Here is a 17,281-nt window from a genome sequence, read left to right as displayed (position 1 = left end):
TCCTTTCTTATTTCTTAGGTGCGCGAACGGCACTCTTAATTTCTACGAACGACTTGTTGGCGCCAGGTACATTACCCTTGATCAACAAAACGTTGTTTTCAACATCTGCACGAACGATCTTTAAGTTCTGGATAGTCCGAGTGTTGTTACCCATCCGGCCAGGTAATTTCATACCCTTGAAGACACGGTTGATAATAGCACCCAAAGAACCTGGACGACGGTGATAACGAGAACCGTGGGTTTCTGGTCCACGTGATTGGCCATCCTTGTGAACGTTACCTTGGTAACCATGACCCTTTGTTGTACCGGTGACATCAACGTATTCACCAGCATCAAAGATGTCTGCCTTAACTTCATCTGCTACCTTGTAATCTCCTAGCTCAACATCTCTGATTTCATGAATGAAGCGCTTAGGAGTCGTGTTTGCTTTTGCTACATGACCTTTTTCGGGCTTGTTGCTCAACACATCGCGTTTGTCTTCGTAGCCTAATTGAATTGCATCGTAACCATCGTTTTCAACTGTCTTAACTTGTAATACAACGTTAGGAGTCGTTTCAACAACAGTAACTGGGATCAATTCGCCATTATCAGTGAAGACTTGCGTCATCCCTACTTTTTTACCTAAGATTCCTTTTCTGGTCATGAGTACACCTCCGATATAATGTAATTTTTAGTTCTGAAACTGAATTATAATTTGATTTCGATATCCACACCTGAAGGCAAGTCTAACTTCATCAATGAGTCGACTGTCTTTGGCGTTGGGTTAACAATATCGATTAACCGTTTGTGAGTGCGCATTTCAAATTGTTCACGCGACTTCTTAAACTTATGTGGTGAACGAAGCACCGTGTAAACAGTCCGGTCTGTTGGTAATGGAATAGGACCAGAAATTTCAGCACCTGTACGCTTTGCAGTTTCAACGATCTTTTCTGCAGATTGGTCCAGAATGCGGTGCTCGTAAGCCTTCAAACGGATACGAATTTTTTGTTTTGCCATTGGATTCCCTCCTTACGTCTATTTTAAAAATAAGACTAACTCCGTGAAAATTACCGACACACCCCGTGGCAAAGCGGCCGGGTGTGCCGCAACCTTTCACATCATCGCTTTGCTATGCAGATTCAAGGGCATAGTTGCCCCCGAAATACAGCACCTATATATAATACTAAATAAATACCGGTTTGACAAGGATTATTGGGATGTTTTTTGAATTGATGCGATTATCGCCTTAAGGAATTCTTTTAATTCTGCATAAAACATTCTTTTTACGTTTCTTCTATATAATATGTATAAAAAAAGACGCTGCAAACATGCAACGTCTTTTTCGAAGAAATTAATCTTCGGCAGGAGTCCCGCCGTTCTTCTTGATAATTTCTGCTTGAATCGACTTTGGTACGGCTTCGTAGTGATCAAAGGTCATCGTGAAAGTACCACGGCCTTGTGATGCTGAACGAAGTGTAGTGGCGTAACCGAACATTTCGGCCAGTGGCACAAATGAGTGAATCAATTGTGCGTTCCCACGTGCTTCCATACCATCAACACTACCACGACGTGCAGTAACTTGGCCCATGATGTCACCCATGTATTCTTCAGGGACAACAATTTCAACCTTCATAATTGGTTCCAAGATAACTGGTGCAGCCGTCTTAGCAGCGTTACGTAAAGCCATAGATGCGGCAACCTTAAAGGCAGCTTCACTAGAATCGACTTCATGATAACTACCATCGTATAACTTGGCTTTCAAGTCAACCAATGGGTAACCGGCAAGCACACCGTTTTGCATTGATTCCTTGATCCCTTGTTCAACTGATGGAATGTATTCACGAGGAACAACACCACCAACAATGGCATCTTCGAATTCGAATCCTTTACCCTCTTCATTAGGGGTAAATTCAACCCAAACATCACCATATTGACCTTTACCACCAGATTGACGAACAAACTTACCTTGTGCCTTAGTTGGCTTAGTAAAGGCTTCACGGTAAGAAACTTGAGGGGCACCAACAGTTGCTTCAACGTGGAATTCACGCTTCATACGGTCGATGATGATGTCCAAGTGAAGTTCACCCATCCCAGCGATCAAAGTTTCACCAGTTTCAGGGTTAGTTTCAGCCTTGAAAGTAGGATCTTCTTCTGAAAGCTTTTGTAAGGCGGTGTTCATCTTATCTTGGTCAGCCTTAGTCTTAGGTTCAACGGCAACCTGAATAACTGGGTCAGGGAATTCCATTGATTCCAAGTGCAATGGGTGATCAACATCGGTCAAAGAGTCACCAGTAGTGGTGTTCTTTAAACCAATGGCTGCGGCAATATCACCAGAGAAGACTTCTGGAATTTCTTGACGGTGATTTGAGTGCATTTGCAGCAAACGACCAACACGTTCACGCTTGCCCTTGGTAGCGTTCAAGACATATGAACCAGATTCCAGAGTACCTGAATAAACCCGGATATAAGTCAAACGGCCAACGTATGGGTCAGTAGCGATCTTAAAGGCTAAAGCGGCGAAATTAGCGTCATCGTTAGCTTTCAGTTCAATCTTGTCACCAGTATCAGGGTCAGTCGCGTTGTAAGGCTTAACGTCCAATGGTGAAGGCAAGTAGTCCACTGTAGCATCCATCAGCATTTGAACACCCTTGTTCTTGAAAGCTGAACCAGCAAGTACTGGGAAGATTTCAAGGTTCAAGGTTGCTTTACGGATAGCAGCTTTTAATTCGGCAACAGGAATATCAACACCATCAAGGTATTTTTCCATAATGTCGTCATCAACGTCGGCGATTTCTTCAATCATCTTTTCACGACGCTTAGCAGCTTCTTCCTTGTATTCATCAGGAATATCAACAGTATCCCATTCTGAACCAAGTTCGTCTTCATCGTAGATGTCGGCTTTCATATCAAGTAAGTCAATAACACCTTCGAAGTTGTCTTCAGCACCAATTGGCATCTGAACAGCTAAAGCGTTAGCTTGAAGACGGTCCTTGATCGTTTGTACTGAGTAATCGAAGTCAGCACCGATCTTATCCATCTTGTTAACGAACACGATACGGGGAACATCATAGTCGGAAGCTTGACGCCAAACAGTTTCAGTTTGGGGTTCAACACCGGCTTGGGCATCCAAGACCGCAATCGCACCATCAAGCACACGAAGTGAACGTTCAACTTCAACGGTGAAGTCCACGTGTCCTGGGGTATCGATAATGTTGATCCGGTGACCCTTCCATTCGGCAGTGGTGGCAGCTGAAGTGATCGTGATCCCACGTTCTTGTTCTTGTGCCATCCAGTCCATTTGTGAAGCACCATCATGGGTTTCACCAATCTTATGGATTTTACCAGTATAGTACAGGATCCGTTCAGTGGTGGTAGTTTTACCAGCATCGATATGTGCCATGATCCCGATGTTACGGGTCTTTTCTAGTGGAAAAGCTCGTGTATTAGCCATGTTAAATCTGTAACTCCTCTCAGTTAAATACAATTACATTTATAAAAAGGATGGCTAAATTAAAAAATAATTCCAGCCATCCCAACAATTTTCACTATCAACATTTAGCTAGCTTGCGCGTAGCCCACCGTAGTGGTGCTGACAGCAAACAAATTTGCAAATTACCAACGGTAGTGAGCAAATGCACGGTTGGCGTCGGCCATCTTATGAGTATCTTCACGCTTCTTAACAGATGCACCAGTGTTGTTGGCGGCATCCATAATTTCACGAGCTAACCGTTCAGTCATCGTGTGTTCGCCACGTGAACGTGAATAGTTAACGATCCAACGAAGACCTAATGTTGAACGACGTTCTGGACGAACTTCGATCGGAACTTGGTAGTTAGAACCACCGACACGGCGAGCCTTAACTTCCAAGACCGGCATAACATTCTTCATTGCTTCGTCAAATACTTCAACGGGGTCGTTGCCAGTTTCTTTCTTAATTAAATCAAATGCACCATAAAGAATTTGTGATGCAGTGCCTCGCTTACCATCTAACATCAAGTGGTTGATCAAACGGGTAACCATCTTTGAGTTGTAGATTGGGTCAGGAAGGACTTCACGTTTTTGGACGTTTCCTTTTCTTGGCATTACTTAATATCCTCCTTGTTGGAACTTAGTGTTTAAGTTTTTATTCCTTAGGCTTCTTAGTACCGTATTTAGAACGTGATTGACGACGATCTTCAACACCGGCAGTATCCAAAGCACCACGGATAACATGGTAACGAACACCAGGTAAATCCTTAACACGGCCACCACGAATTAAAACAACACTATGTTCCTGAAGGTTATGACCGATACCAGGAATGTATGCTGTCACTTCGATTAAGTTAGACAAACGAACACGTGCGTACTTCCGCAAAGCTGAGTTAGGCTTCTTTGGCGTCATCGTACCAACACGAGTTGCAACGCCACGCTTTTGTGGTGCTGGGTTGCTCACTTGCTTCTTCTTGTAACTGTTATACCCATAGTTTAAAGCTGGGGCATTTGATTTAGAACTTCTAGATTTACGACCTTTACGAACCAATTGGTTGATTGTAGGCATCTAAGAGTCCTCCTTCCTTAGTCTAGTTATTTTAAGTCCACACATCCAGGTGATTCATTTTTGGGCAAAAATAAAAGCGGATGCTGATCCTTTATCGTGCCATGTTTTCCGTCAGCATGTCTGCAAAGCAGAAACCGGTCTACAAAAAGCACCTTTAAAAGAATACCACGCTTCGTCGTTTAATGTCAACGCAAAGTACAAAACATCCGCAAAAACTCGCCGCATTCCCGAGACTTTTTCCGCTTTTAAAATCCGTAGTTAGGTTTGAGGTGATGACATGTTAGTAATCCAATTCATAATCGGCGCTGTCTTGGGGTCGTTTTTATTCGCCAGTTATTTTCGACTAAGTACCGGCGGCAACCTTTTTCGTCCCAGCCGTTCGCACTGCGACAGCTGTTTAGTCACCATTGACTGGTTTGATTTAATCCCCATCTTTTCCTATCTAATGTTACGCGGTCGTTGCCGCCAATGCGGCCAGACTATTCCCAAGGCGGCACTGGCTAGCGAACTATTTTTTGCCAGCCTGCTGCTTTACTGGCGGCCAACGCTTATCAGTACCCTTTACCTACTGGCTGGCAGTCTATTGTTCTTCATGGCCGTGAGTGATGCGCGGTCTTTGACGTTCCCAGTTAGTTTTGACTACGGTTTAATGCTTTGCGCCATCACAGAATACACCTTTTTTAGCCGCCATTATCTGATGGTCTTTGTAATCGTTTTGCTGTGGTTAGGACTGCAGTTATTCGAACCCCACTTTGCTTGGATCGGATCAGGTGATTTAGACGTTTTTTTGAGCTTGCTGGTTTTACTTGGCTTGACCCCCTTTGCCTGGTTGCTGTTACTCAGCAGTCTGTTGGCGCTGATCACCAGTCAAATCAATAAGCAGCGTCGTCTGCCTTTTATCCCCTTTGTTGCGGCGGCTTATTTGATCGTGCTTCTCTTTACCTGATAGCTGGAAAGGATGCCCTACAAGACAAAAAGCCCCGTGCCGATAACCTCGACACGGGACTTTTTAACTTCTAGAAGCTACCAAATTACTTAGCGTCTTCTTCTTTCATCCGGCGTTCTAACTCATTAATTGAGTAGACACCATCAGTTGAAGAGCCGCCAACTTCCTTTGGCTTGATCTTACGGTAATCAGGCATCCCAGTACCAGCTGGAATGATCTTACCAATAATAACGTTCTCTTTAAGACCGACCAATGGATCGTTCTTACCACGAATAGCAGCATCGGTCAATACACGAGTTGTTTCCTGGAATGACGCAGCTGACAAGAAACTGTTCGTTTCAAGGGCAGCCTTAGTAATACCAAGGATAACTGGACGTGCAGTGGCTGGTGTGCCACCGGTAATCAACGTCTTGTAGTTATGCTGACGGAAATCATCGATATCCATCAGGGTACCAGGCAAGACATCAGTGTCACCTGGATCCATGATCCGAACCTTCCGCAGCATTTGACGAACCATGATCTCAACGTGCTTATCCAAGACAGCCACACCTTGCATCCGGTAAGTCTTTTGAACTTCACTTAGCAGGTAGTTTTCAGTAGAAAGCACATCGCGAACCCGAATCAGTTCCTTAGGATCAACTGACCCTTCATTCAGAGCTGCACCACGGTGAATAAAGTCGCCTTCAGTCACCTTCAGTTGAGCTGTAATTGGAAGTGTGTAACTTCTCGTATCAGCTTCACCTTTAATGGTAATTTCCTTAGTTCGTTCAGCTGGGTTTTCTTCAATGGATTCAACCGTACCAGTAACTTCTGAAATCTCAGCTTTACCTTTAGGGTTCCGAGATTCAAAGATTTCTTGAACACGTGGCAGCCCTTGAGTAATATCTTCGTTTCCAGCAACACCACCGGTATGGAAGTTCCGCATGGTCAATTGCGTACCAGGTTCACCGATTGATTGAGCAGCAACAGTACCAACTGCTTCACCAACTTCAACCTGATCCCCAGTAGCCATGTTACGGCCGTAACAACGTTCACAAACCCCATGAGAAGTGTTGCAAGTGAAGACGGAACGAATCGTCACTGATTCGATACCGGCATCCACAATCCGTTGAGCAGTCGTTTCATCGATCATCTTGTTAGCACCGATGATGACTTCACCAGTCTTAGGATCATTAACGGTCTTCATGGTGTAACGGCCTAGCATCCGGTCATACAGTGGTTCGATCATTTCGTTACCATTCTTGATAGCGCTGATAGTCAAACCACGATCAGTACCACAGTCTTCTTCACGGACGATAACGTCTTGAGCCACATCAACTAGACGACGAGTTAAGTAACCTGAGTTGGCGGTCTTCAAGGCAGTATCGGTCATCCCTTTACGGGCACCGTGGGTAGAAATAAACATTTCCAAAACAGAGAGGCCTTCACGGAAGTTTGCGGTGATCGGCAATTCCATGATTTCACCGTTAGGAGCGGCCATCAAGCCACGCATACCGGCAAGTTGCGTAAAGTTAGAAATGTTACCACGGGCACCGGAGTCACTCATCATGTAAATTGGGTTTTGCGGATCGAAGTTATGGATCAGCTTATCTTGTAAGGTATCCTTAGCGTCGTTCCAAATTCCAATAACACGTTCGTAACGTTCGTGGTCGGTAATCAAACCACGACGGAACTGCTTAGTAACAGTTGCCACTTGTTTATGGGCAGCATCAATAATTTCTGGTTTATCAGGAACTTCGGTAACATCAACGATTCCGACAGTTAAGCCAGATTGCGTTGATTCGTCATAACCTAAGTCCTTCATTCGGTCAAGCAGTAAGGACGTTTCAGTCACCTTATACTGCTTGTAAACTTCAGCAATGATGTCACTCAGGAAGCCCTTGTTGAATGGTTTAACCAGTTCAGCATCCTTCAGATAATCGTGAATATCTTCACCCTTATCCAAGAAGTACTTATCCGGCACGTAACCGTTCAAGTTGGTATCCGTCGGTTCATTCAAGTAAGGGAATGATTTTGGCAAAATACTGTTGAAGATCAGCTTACCAACACTGGTAACCATGATCTTGCCCTTTTGTTCATCAGTGAATGGCTTGCCCTTCAAAGAACTCGTTTGAACCCCAACACGAGAGTGCCAGTGAACTAACCCGTTACGGTATGCAAGTACCGCTTCGTTAGTATCTTTAAAGATCATGCCTTCGCCTTCACGACCGGATTCTTCCAAAGTCAGGTAGTAGTTACCGATAACCATATCTTGTGATGGCGTCACAACGGGTTTCCCATCCTTAGGTGCCAGGATATGGTGAGCAGCAAGCATCAGCAAACGAGCTTCAGCTTGTGCTTCATCAGACAGCGGCACGTGAATGGCCATTTGGTCACCATCGAAATCGGCGTTGTAAGCTTCACAGGCCAACGGGTGTAAACGCATTGACTTACCACTTACCAGCACTGGTTCGAAAGCTTGAATCCCCAAACGGTGAAGCGTAGGTGCCCGGTTCAGTAAAACTGGATGTTCTTTAATCACATCTTCCAGAACACTGTAGACATCTTCGTCTTCACGGTCGATCTTACGCTTGGCGTTCTTAATGTTAGAAGCTAACCCGCGGCTAACTAATTCCTTCATGATGAACGGCTTGAAGAGTTCCATTGCCATTGGCACTGGCAGCCCCATTTGGTTCATCCGTAATGAAGGACCCACATCAATAACAGAACGGCCTGAGTAGTCAACACGCTTACCCAGTAAGTTTTGACGGAACCGGCCTTGCTTCCCCTTCAACATGTGTGAAAGAGATTTCAACGGACGGTTACCAGGACCAGCAACTGGACGGCCACGACGACCGTTATCGATCAAAGCATCAACGGCTTCTTGCAGCATCCGCTTTTCGTTTTGAACGATGATGCCAGGTGCATGAAGGTCTAACAAACGCTTAAGACGGTTGTTACGGTTGATCACTCGACGGTACAAATCGTTCAAGTCAGAAGTGGCAAAACGGCCACCTTCCAACTGAACCATTGGCCGTAAGTCAGGTGGAATAACGGGAATGGCATCCATTACCATCCACTCCGGCTTGTTACCAGAAGTAACGAAGGCTTCCAAAATGTCCAAACGACGAACGGCACGCGTCCGCTTTTGACCAGTGGCTTCCTTCAAAGCTTCCTTTAATTCTGAAACTTCTTTTTCTACATCGACATCGCGGAGTAATTTCTTAATGGCTTCAGCACCCATTTCGGCAGTGAATCCATTTCCATACTCAGCTTTCTTTTCACGGTATTCACGTTCGGAAAGCAACTGCTTCTTTTCAAGCGGTGTGTTACCAGGTTCGAGCACAACGTATGAAGCAAAGTAGATAATTTCTTCCAGTGAGCGCGGGCTCATGTCCAGTACTAGCCCCATCCGGCTTGGAATCCCCTTGAAATACCAAATGTGAGTGACTGGAGCAGCTAATTCAATGTGTCCCATACGTTCACGACGAACCTTTGAACGGGTAACTTCAACGCCGCAACGGTCACAAACAACACCCTTGTAACGAATCCGTTTGTACTTACCGCAAGCACATTCCCAATCTTTGGTTGGGCCAAAGATACGTTCATCGAATAGTCCGTCTTTTTCTGGCTTTAGAGTTCGGTAGTTAATGGTTTCTGGCTTCTTAACTTCGCCATATGACCAGCTCCGAATCTTGTCAGGCGATGCAAGTCCAATTTGCATGCTTTCGAACTTATTGACATCGACCAATGGATCGACCTCCCTTTAATTAATCCTTAGCGTTAGTGTCAGCTTCATCTTTGTTAGCTGCTGCTTCTTTAGCTGCAGTAGCCTTCTTTTGTTCTTCTTGCTGCTGTGCGAACTTACTCAAAGCGTCAACGTTAACAACGTCATCGTCTTCATCGTCCATATCACGCAGCTCGATTTCTTTGTTATCAGCGCCAAGAACTTTCATGTCCAAACCTAGTGATTGTAATTCCTTAACCAACACACGGAAGGATTCAGGAACACCTGGCTTAGGAATTGGTTCGCCCTTAACGATGGCTTCGTAAGTTTTAACACGACCAACAACGTCATCTGACTTGTAAGTCAAGATTTCTTGCAGCGTGTAAGCAGCACCATAAGCTTCAAGTGCCCAAACTTCCATTTCACCAAATCGTTGGCCACCGAATTGTGCTTTACCACCAAGTGGTTGTTGGGTAACTAATGAGTATGGTCCGATTGAACGTGCATGGATCTTATCGTCAACCATGTGGGCCAGCTTCATGTAGTGCATCACACCAACGGCAATTCGTTTGTCAAATGGTTCACCGGTACGGCCATCATACAAAACAGTCTTGGCATCACCAGACATACCAGCTTCCTTAACGGCAGCCCAGATATCTTCATCACGGGCACCATCAAAGACTGGTGTTGAAATGTGAATGCCAAGTTTACGTGCGGCCATTCCCAAATGCAGTTCGAGCACTTGCCCGATGTTCATACGGGAAGGCACACCCATTGGACTCAGCATAATATCGATTGGCGTTCCATCTGGCATGTATGGCATATCTTCTTGAGGGATAACAACGGAAACAGTCCCCTTGTTACCATGACGGCCAGACATCTTGTCACCAACTTGCAGCTTACGCTTTTGAGCAATGTAGACACGTACCATCTTGTTAACACCTGGTGATAATTCATCACCGTTTTCACGGGTGAAGATGCGGACGTTTTGAATGATACCGCCGCCGCCATGAGGCACCTTAAGTGACGTATCACGTACTTCACGGGCCTTTTCACCAAAGATCGCGTGAAGCAAACGTTCCTCAGCTGATAATTCAGTGACACCCTTAGGCGTTACTTTACCAACTAGAATGTCGCCGTCATGCACTTCGGCACCGATCCGGATAATCCCTTCTTCGTCAAGGTTCTTAAGTGCATCTTCCCCAACGTTAGGAATTTCACGGGTAATTTCTTCAGGTCCAAGCTTCGTATCACGGGCTTCGGATTCATACTCTTCAATATGAATTGAAGTGTAGACATCGTCAGTCACAAGCCGTTCGCTAATGGCGATGGCATCTTCGAAGTTGTAACCTTGCCAAGTCATGAAAGCAACTAATGGGTTTTGACCTAAAGCTAATTCGCCGTCTTCCATTGATGGTCCGTCAGCCAATACTTCGTCTGGATCAACTTTATCGCCGACCTTAACGATTGGACGTTGGTTGTAGTTTTTACCACCGTTTGAACGTTGGAACTTCATTAACTTGTAGCTATCTAATGCACCGTCTTCGCGACGAACACGAATTTCGCGGGCATCGACGTATTCAACTGTCCCGGCCTGCTTGCAAAGTAAGGCAACACCAGAGTCATGGGCAGCTTTGTATTCAATCCCAGTACCAATCAGCGGTGCATGAGGATCAAGCAACGGTACGGCTTGACGCATCATGTTGGCACCCATCAACGCACGGTTAGAGTCATCGTTTTCCAAGAAAGGAATGCAGGCCGTAGCGACCGACACAACTTGCTTAGGCGAAACGTCCATGTAATCGACGTTGTTGATGCTGGTTTCAATATTTTCTGATTTTGCACGGGCCATAACCACATCATTAACGAATGAACCATCATCGTTCAATGGTGAGTTGGCTTGTGCAACAACGTAGTTATCTTCTTCATCGGCGGTCAGGTAATCAATCTTGTTGGTAACCTTATGCGTCGTCCATGAAACACGACGGTATGGCGTTTCGATAAAGCCATACTTGTTGATCCGGGCGTAACTGGACAAACTGTTGATCAGTCCAATGTTAGGGCCTTCGGGTGTTTCAATTGGGCACATACGGCCGTAATGGGTATAGTGCACATCACGAACTTCATAACCGGCACGGTCACGAGTCAAACCACCAGGTCCAAGGGCTGAAAGACGACGCTTATGCGTTAATTCACCCAAGGGGTTAGTTTGATCCATGAATTGTGACAGTTGTGAAGAACCGAAGAATTCTTTGATTGAAGCCACAACTGGTCGAATGTTGATCAGTTGTTGCGGCGTAACGGTCGAAGCATCCTGAATTGACATCCGTTCGCGAACGACCCGTTCCATCCGTGATAAACCGATCCGGAACTGGTTCTGCAGTAATTCACCAACAGAACGAATCCGACGGTTACCCAAGTGATCGATATCGTCAGTTGAGCCAATACCTTCTTGTAAGTCAAAGAAGTAGTTAACTGCAGCCAAAATATCAGCGGGTTTAATGTGCTTCCACTTCAAATCAATATGACCATTACCAATCACTGGAATAGCCCGTTCTGGGTCATCTGGCGATTGAACCATAATGGTTTGAAGAACAACTGGTTCAGTGACCACCGCTTCGTCTGAAGGCGTGTAAGTCACCGTCTTAAAGTCGTCACGGTCAAGGTATGGTGTCAAGGTCTTCAACAGATCTTTATCCACAACGTCGCCCTTTGAAGCCAAAACTTCACCAGTATCAGGATCTGCTAAGGTTTCAGCCAACGTCAAACCAAGCAAGCGGTTCTTTAGAACTAACTTCTTGTTTGTCTTGTAACGACCGACAGGCGCCATATCATAACGCTTTGGATCGAAGAACCGAGCCGTTAACAGACTCCGTGATGAATCAGCCGTCTTAGGTTCACCTGGACGCAAACGCTCGTAAACATCCTTTAAGGCTTCTTCAACACGTGAATCTTCGCTGTTTTTGTGAACATCCTTTTCCAAGGTTGCCATTAAGCTGTCGTTATCACCATACATCTTGATGATCTCGTCATCTGAACCGAAGCCTAAGGCCCGAACTAATTCGGTCATTGGAATCTTACGAGTCCGGTCGATCCGAACGTAAGACAGCCCTTTAGCATCCGTTTCAAATTCCAGCCAAGCACCCCGGTTAGGAATGACAGTGGCACCGTAAACTGTACGGCCGTTTTTGTCAGTATCTTTAGTGTAATAAACGCCAGGGGAACGGACTAATTGAGAAACGATAACCCGTTCGGCACCGTTAATAATAAACGTTCCTTGTTCCGTCATCAGTGGAAAATCGCCGAAGAAAACATCTTGGGATTTAATTTCACCAGTCTCGTGATTGGTTAACCGTAAAGTGACATGTAATGGTGCCGAATAGTTGGCATCGTGCTCTCTTGCTTCGTCAACGGTATATTTTGGTTCCAGTAACTGGTAATCAACGAACTCTAATGAAAGATTTCCTTGGAAATCTTCGATTGGCATAATGTCATCGAACATATCCTTCAAGCCTTCATCTAAAAACCACTGGTACGAATTCTTTTGGATCTCAATCAAGTTAGGAAGATCCAAAACTTCCTTAATTCGTGCGTAGCTTCGTCGGGTCCGGTGCTTGCCATATTTAACCAAGTGTCCTGCCAAGTTGTTCACCTCTCCATTTTATTCAGCGAACCAAAACCAATGTTACAGTTCGATTACATTTTCAATGAAAACGTATTCTCACCGGTTTTTTGGCAAAAAAAATCCAAAAATAAGAATCGAATTCTTACTTTTGGTTTTTATGAGAACCGTTACGGACAATAGATCGCAACGACTCATTTCAGTTCACAGTTACATACTGCAATTAGTATACCTGCTGCTAATTAAGTTGTCAAATCATTATGTCTCTGAGGACACTAACCCGTGCAAAATCAAATCTAGTAGTAACCGAATGTGTTCCTCTTGCGTCAGGTCAGCACCGCCAATGCGATGAAACTTGCTAAAAAGCGGGCTTAAACTCGTAATGTAAAATTCTGCTGCTGCCTCAGGCTGGATGTCTCGGCGCAACTCAACGTCTTTACTCTTAAAGTAGTTTTCAATTGGTCTCACGTAGTCCGTTTGAAAGATCATTCCCAGTTGACGCATATTAGCGGGTTTGAGTTCCCCGAAACTGGAATGGATAATGGTAAAGATATCTCGCGGATGAGCGTCCGTCAGCACTTGTGTGATTTTCACCAACCGTTCCTCAGCTGATAAAGCCGCTGAAGACTGGTTCACAGCATCAATGCCGGCTTTGATCTCACTGCCAACCGTTTTAATGACTTGCAGATAAATCACTTCTTTATCATCGAAATGGTGGTAAAGCGCCGGTTGGGTGATGCCCACAGCCTTAGCAATATCCCGGGTAGACGTACCCTGGTAGCCGCGAGACAAAAAGAGCGTGCGTGCGGCGTCTAAAATGGCTTGATGCGTTTTCTCTAGTTGCGCTTCTCGTTTCAAATTAACTCCCATTCCTTTCGTAGCGGCTGCCTATGGTCTGAGTACTAGTTTAACACGAATCCCCAGTTTGCGGTAAGGAGACTCCTTGCAAAAAAAGCAGCCTGGTCGCTAGTCAACAGGGACTAGTAATCAAGCTGCTCTATTGGAATTTAAATCTGATTACTTACTGCCAACCGTTTCACTGGCAGTCTTTTTCTCAGTTTTTTCTGCTTGCTTAACGTTCAGGGTAATCTTACCATGACTGGCCCCTAAGGTGACGGTGTTGCCCGCTTGAATTTCGCCGGACAGCATTGCTTCGCTTAAGCGGTCTTCCACCTTGGTCTGCAGTGCCCGCCGGATTGGCCGTGCACCGTATTCCGGATCAAACCCGGCATCGGCGATAACATCGATTGCAGCCGGTGTCACTTTGATATCAATATCTTGAGCCTTCACACGATCGATAACGGTCTTCGCCATTAACTTCACAATTTGATGAAGTTCCTTCTTTTGAAGACTGTGGAAAATAACCACTTCATCGATCCGGTTCAAGAACTCTGGCCGGAAGCTTTGCTTCAACGTTTGCCGGATGGTATCCGCCATCGCGCTGTAGTCACTGCTCTTATCCTTAGCGGCAAAGCCAACGGTCTTTTCATCCCGCAGCCTCGTTGCCCCTAAGTTAGAGGTCATGATCAAAATGGTGTTCCGGAAATCAACCTTCCGCCCCTTAGAATCAGTCAGATACCCATCATCAAGAACCTGCAGCAACAGGTTAAAGACGTCTGGATGGGCCTTTTCAACTTCATCAAAGAGCACCACTGAATACGGTTTTTGACGAACTTTTTCGGTTAACTGCCCGCCTTCGTCATAACCCACGTAACCCGGCGCTGAACCAATCAGACGGCTGGTTGAATACTTCTCCATGTATTCACTCATATCTACCCGGATCATGTTGTCTTCTGAACCGAACATTGCTTCAGCTAACGCCTTCGCAAGTTCCGTCTTACCAACACCAGTAGGGCCTAAGAACATGAATGAACCAATTGGCCGGTTGGGATCTTTCAATCCTGAACGGGCCCGCCGGATAGCTCTGGAAACGGCTGAAACCGCTTCTTCTTGGCCAACCACTCGTTTGTGCAAAATGCTTTCCAAGTTAACCAACCGTTCTTGTTCAGTTCGGTTAAGCTGCGTGGTTGGCACGCCAGTCCATTCAGAGACCACTTGGGCAACGTCTTCGCCCCTTACGTTCAAACCGTACTTTTCATCAGAATCAGCACGCTTTTCGGCCTTTTTGTCGAGTTTTTCCTTCAAGGCAATTTCCTGCTCACGAATCTTAGCCGCCTCTTCAAAGCGCTGGTCAAGGATCGCAGCTTCACGTTGATCAGACAGATCTGATAATTTAACTTCCTGTTTAGTCTGGTTATTAGGCTTATCCATCTGGCTGACACGTACCTTAGCAGCAGCCTCATCCATTAAGTCGATGGCCTTATCAGGCAAGTAACGTTCCGTAATGTAGCGAGTGGAAAGCTTAACCGCCTGTTCCAATGCTTCATCAGTAATGTTAGCTTTGTGGTGTGCCTCATAACGAGGACGCAGCCCTTTAAGGATCTCAATGGTTTCTTTTTCTGTAGGTTCATTCACTTGAACCGTCGCAAACCGACGTTCCAAGGCCGCATCGGATTCGATGTATTTTTGATATTCGTCAAGCGTGGTGGCCCCGATGGTTTGAAGTTCACCCCGAGCTAACGCCGGCTTCAGAATGTTTGATGCATCGATGGCACCTTCAGCACCACCGGCACCAATCAAGGTGTGCAGTTCGTCAATGAACAGGATAACTTCCCCGTCATTATAAATTTCTTCGATCACCTTTTTGAGACGGTCTTCAAATTCGCCACGATACTTAGTCCCCGCAACCAGTGACCCCATATCCAAGGCCATTAGCCGCTTGTTTTGCATATCTTCAGGAACGTCACCCTTAACGATCCGCTGGGCTAAGCCTTCAGCAATCGCCGTTTTACCAACACCAGGCTCGCCAATCAGCACGGGGTTGTTCTTCGTCCGACGACTCAAAACTTGAATGACCCGCCGTACTTCATTGTTCCGGCCAACGGTTGGATCCATCCGGTCGTCACGGGCCAACTGCGTCAGGTCACGTGCCAGTGAGTCCAAGGTCGGGGTGCCGCCCTGTTGCTTGCGGCCATGCTGATTACGCCGTTTATCCTGGGTCTCACTCACGCCTAACTTACGTAAAATGACCTTACGGGCTTGAGCTAAATCAATATTTAAGTTCATCAGAATTCGTGAGGAAAGGATCGTTTCGTCACTCAGCAGAGCAAGCAGCAAGTGCTCAGTCCCAATTTTAGTGGCACCAATTCGCTTAGCTTCCTCACCGGCAACGGACAGAATGTCCTTCGCCTTGGGTGAATATGGCAGATAAGTATCCTTATCAACGTTTGTTAAAGTACCGTACCCGGTGAAGCGCTCAATCTCTTCACGTACGTCATCTTCACTAATGGAAAACTGCTGCAAAACTTTGTTAGCAATCCCATTCTTCTCAATTGTGAGTGCTAAAAGTAAGTGCTCTGTGCCAACAGCTTGGTGCTTAAAGTACTTCGCCTGTTCCTGGGCTAATGCCAAGACGCTCTTTGCACTGGGGGTAAATAAATTATCCATTTTAATTCCTCACTTTCCTAGCTCTCATAGCGTAGATGTTTCAAAATACTGACTAAAATTCGCGCCCTCAAGCCGTTTTCTTCCGCACGGTTGTCCATCTTCAGGGTGTCCTTACTCATAATCGTTAAAATGATGTTGGCCTCTCTGCGACCAATAACACCACTTTCATAGAGTCCCTGAACAACGGCATAGCCATCACGTTGCCCAATCGAATCACCGATGGTTTCAATCAACGAATCTAAAACATCTGTGTCATCTAATAAGTTCACCTTTTCGATTCGAATATAGCCGCCACCGCCCCGCTTGCTTTCTACCAAGTAACCATTGGATAAAGTAAACCGGGTTTTAATCACATAGTTAATTTGTGACGGTACCACATTGAACAAATTCGCAACTTCAGATCGGCGAATTTCCACGTGCTCTGTATCCGACAGAATTTCTTTCAGGTACTGCTCAATAATATCTGAGATATTTTGATTTTGCACGCTGCTCCCTCCATTCACCAACTTAGCAATCCTGTTTGACTAATGTTGACTTTCATTATACGAATGTTTGGTGAAAATGCAAAGGTTTATACTTTAATTTATCGTCTGAAATGCTAAATTCGGTTGAACCGAAAAAGTTTCTTCCTATAATAAAGTTTTAACAACTAACAACCAATCTTTCGGATTATTAAATGTCCAACTCCATTATAAGGCATTCGTCAATAAAACTCCCGTTTAGTGTTAAAGAACCACGTAGAAAATGAGGCAGTCAAGATTCGGCAAAAGGGCGCTTCCTGTTTAACTACGACTTTAATTGCTTTTCTGCTTGCTGGGCCATTGCATCTTGTCTCAAACAGCTGCTTCACATTAGCGGGTGTCCGTTCCGTTCAAAAAATGGGGTCTACAATTTCTGGTATTGGTGAATAACCAATGCCAGTTTTTTGATTGGTTTTAGGAAATTATAAAAGGACACGAGGTCCTCACATGTTACGATTAAATC

11 protein-coding genes are annotated in these 17,281 nt (G+C 45.3%); 1 reads left to right on the top strand and 10 read right to left on the bottom strand.

What is annotated here, in order from left to right; translation table 11 throughout:
- Positions 1–7: 7 nt before the first annotated feature.
- From rplC to rpsL, 5 genes are all read right to left on the bottom strand, one after another.
- Positions 8–643, bottom strand: coding sequence for a 50S ribosomal protein L3 (rplC, locus tag CES81_RS01955; protein ID WP_089088836.1), 636 nt, complete (start codon positions 641–643; stop codon positions 8–10).
- 44 nt (positions 644–687) lie between these two features.
- Positions 688–996, bottom strand: a complete 309-nt coding sequence (gene rpsJ / locus CES81_RS01950) for a 30S ribosomal protein S10 (RefSeq protein ID WP_089088837.1) — start codon at positions 994–996, stop codon at positions 688–690.
- Between the two features lie 334 nt (positions 997–1,330).
- Positions 1,331–3,430, bottom strand: a complete 2,100-nt coding sequence (gene fusA, locus CES81_RS01945; RefSeq protein ID WP_089120474.1) for an elongation factor G — start codon at positions 3,428–3,430, stop codon at positions 1,331–1,333.
- Positions 3,431–3,591: 161 nt separating this feature from the next.
- Positions 3,592–4,062 (bottom strand): 30S ribosomal protein S7, encoded by a 471-nt coding sequence (rpsG, locus tag CES81_RS01940; RefSeq protein WP_089088839.1) that lies wholly within the window; start codon positions 4,060–4,062, stop codon positions 3,592–3,594.
- 40 nt (positions 4,063–4,102) lie between these two features.
- On the bottom strand, positions 4,103–4,516 hold the full coding sequence (rpsL, locus tag CES81_RS01935) for a 30S ribosomal protein S12 (RefSeq protein ID WP_089088840.1): 414 nt from the start codon (positions 4,514–4,516) through the stop codon (positions 4,103–4,105).
- Positions 4,517–4,793: 277 nt separating this feature from the next.
- Between rpsL and CES81_RS01930 the strand changes: the two genes are divergently transcribed.
- Positions 4,794–5,462, top strand: coding sequence for a prepilin peptidase (locus CES81_RS01930; protein WP_089120473.1), 669 nt, complete (start codon positions 4,794–4,796; stop codon positions 5,460–5,462).
- Between the two features lie 85 nt (positions 5,463–5,547).
- Here CES81_RS01930 and rpoC read toward each other — a convergent pair whose 3' ends face one another.
- The 5 genes from rpoC to CES81_RS01905 all read right to left on the bottom strand — a co-directional run bounded on the left by rpoC (position 5,548) and on the right by CES81_RS01905 (position 16,782).
- Positions 5,548–9,192: a DNA-directed RNA polymerase subunit beta' gene (gene rpoC / locus CES81_RS01925; RefSeq protein WP_089120472.1), complete on the bottom strand. Its 3,645-nt coding sequence runs from the start codon at positions 9,190–9,192 to the stop codon at positions 5,548–5,550.
- A gap of 19 nt (positions 9,193–9,211) precedes the next feature.
- The gene (rpoB, locus tag CES81_RS01920; protein ID WP_179211655.1) at positions 9,212–12,820 is read right to left on the bottom strand and encodes a DNA-directed RNA polymerase subunit beta; all 3,609 of its coding nucleotides are present in this window, start codon (positions 12,818–12,820) and stop codon (positions 9,212–9,214) included.
- A 228-nt stretch (positions 12,821–13,048) separates the two neighbouring features.
- Positions 13,049–13,648 (bottom strand): TetR/AcrR family transcriptional regulator, encoded by a 600-nt coding sequence (locus CES81_RS01915; protein ID WP_225356321.1) that lies wholly within the window; start codon positions 13,646–13,648, stop codon positions 13,049–13,051.
- A gap of 159 nt (positions 13,649–13,807) precedes the next feature.
- Positions 13,808–16,297: an ATP-dependent Clp protease ATP-binding subunit gene (locus CES81_RS01910; RefSeq protein ID WP_089120470.1), complete on the bottom strand. Its 2,490-nt coding sequence runs from the start codon at positions 16,295–16,297 to the stop codon at positions 13,808–13,810.
- Between the two features lie 17 nt (positions 16,298–16,314).
- A complete protein-coding gene (locus tag CES81_RS01905; protein ID WP_089088846.1) occupies positions 16,315–16,782 on the bottom strand; it encodes a CtsR family transcriptional regulator in 468 nt (155 codons plus the stop codon).
- Positions 16,783–17,281: the final 499 nt, after the last annotated feature.

The organism is Secundilactobacillus pentosiphilus, from assembly GCF_002217985.1.
GTDB lineage: Bacteria > Bacillota > Bacilli > Lactobacillales > Lactobacillaceae > Secundilactobacillus > Secundilactobacillus pentosiphilus.
Note: the sequence above shows the minus strand (reverse complement) of the source record. Positions and strands in the feature narration are given on the sequence as shown.

Coding starts and splice junctions, on each gene's coding strand:
- rpsJ (WP_089088837.1), bottom strand. CDS start 996: ATGGCAAAACAAAAAATTCGTATCCGTTTGAAGGCTTACGAGCACCGC.
- CES81_RS01910 (WP_089120470.1), bottom strand. CDS start 16,297: ATGGATAATTTATTTACCCCCAGTGCAAAGAGCGTCTTGGCATTAGCC.
- rplC (WP_089088836.1), bottom strand. CDS start 643: ATGACCAGAAAAGGAATCTTAGGTAAAAAAGTAGGGATGACGCAAGTC.
- CES81_RS01930 (WP_089120473.1), top strand. CDS start 4,794: ATGTTAGTAATCCAATTCATAATCGGCGCTGTCTTGGGGTCGTTTTTA.
- fusA (WP_089120474.1), bottom strand. CDS start 3,430: ATGGCTAATACACGAGCTTTTCCACTAGAAAAGACCCGTAACATCGGG.
- rpsL (WP_089088840.1), bottom strand. CDS start 4,516: ATGCCTACAATCAACCAATTGGTTCGTAAAGGTCGTAAATCTAGAAGT.
- rpsG (WP_089088839.1), bottom strand. CDS start 4,062: ATGCCAAGAAAAGGAAACGTCCAAAAACGTGAAGTCCTTCCTGACCCA.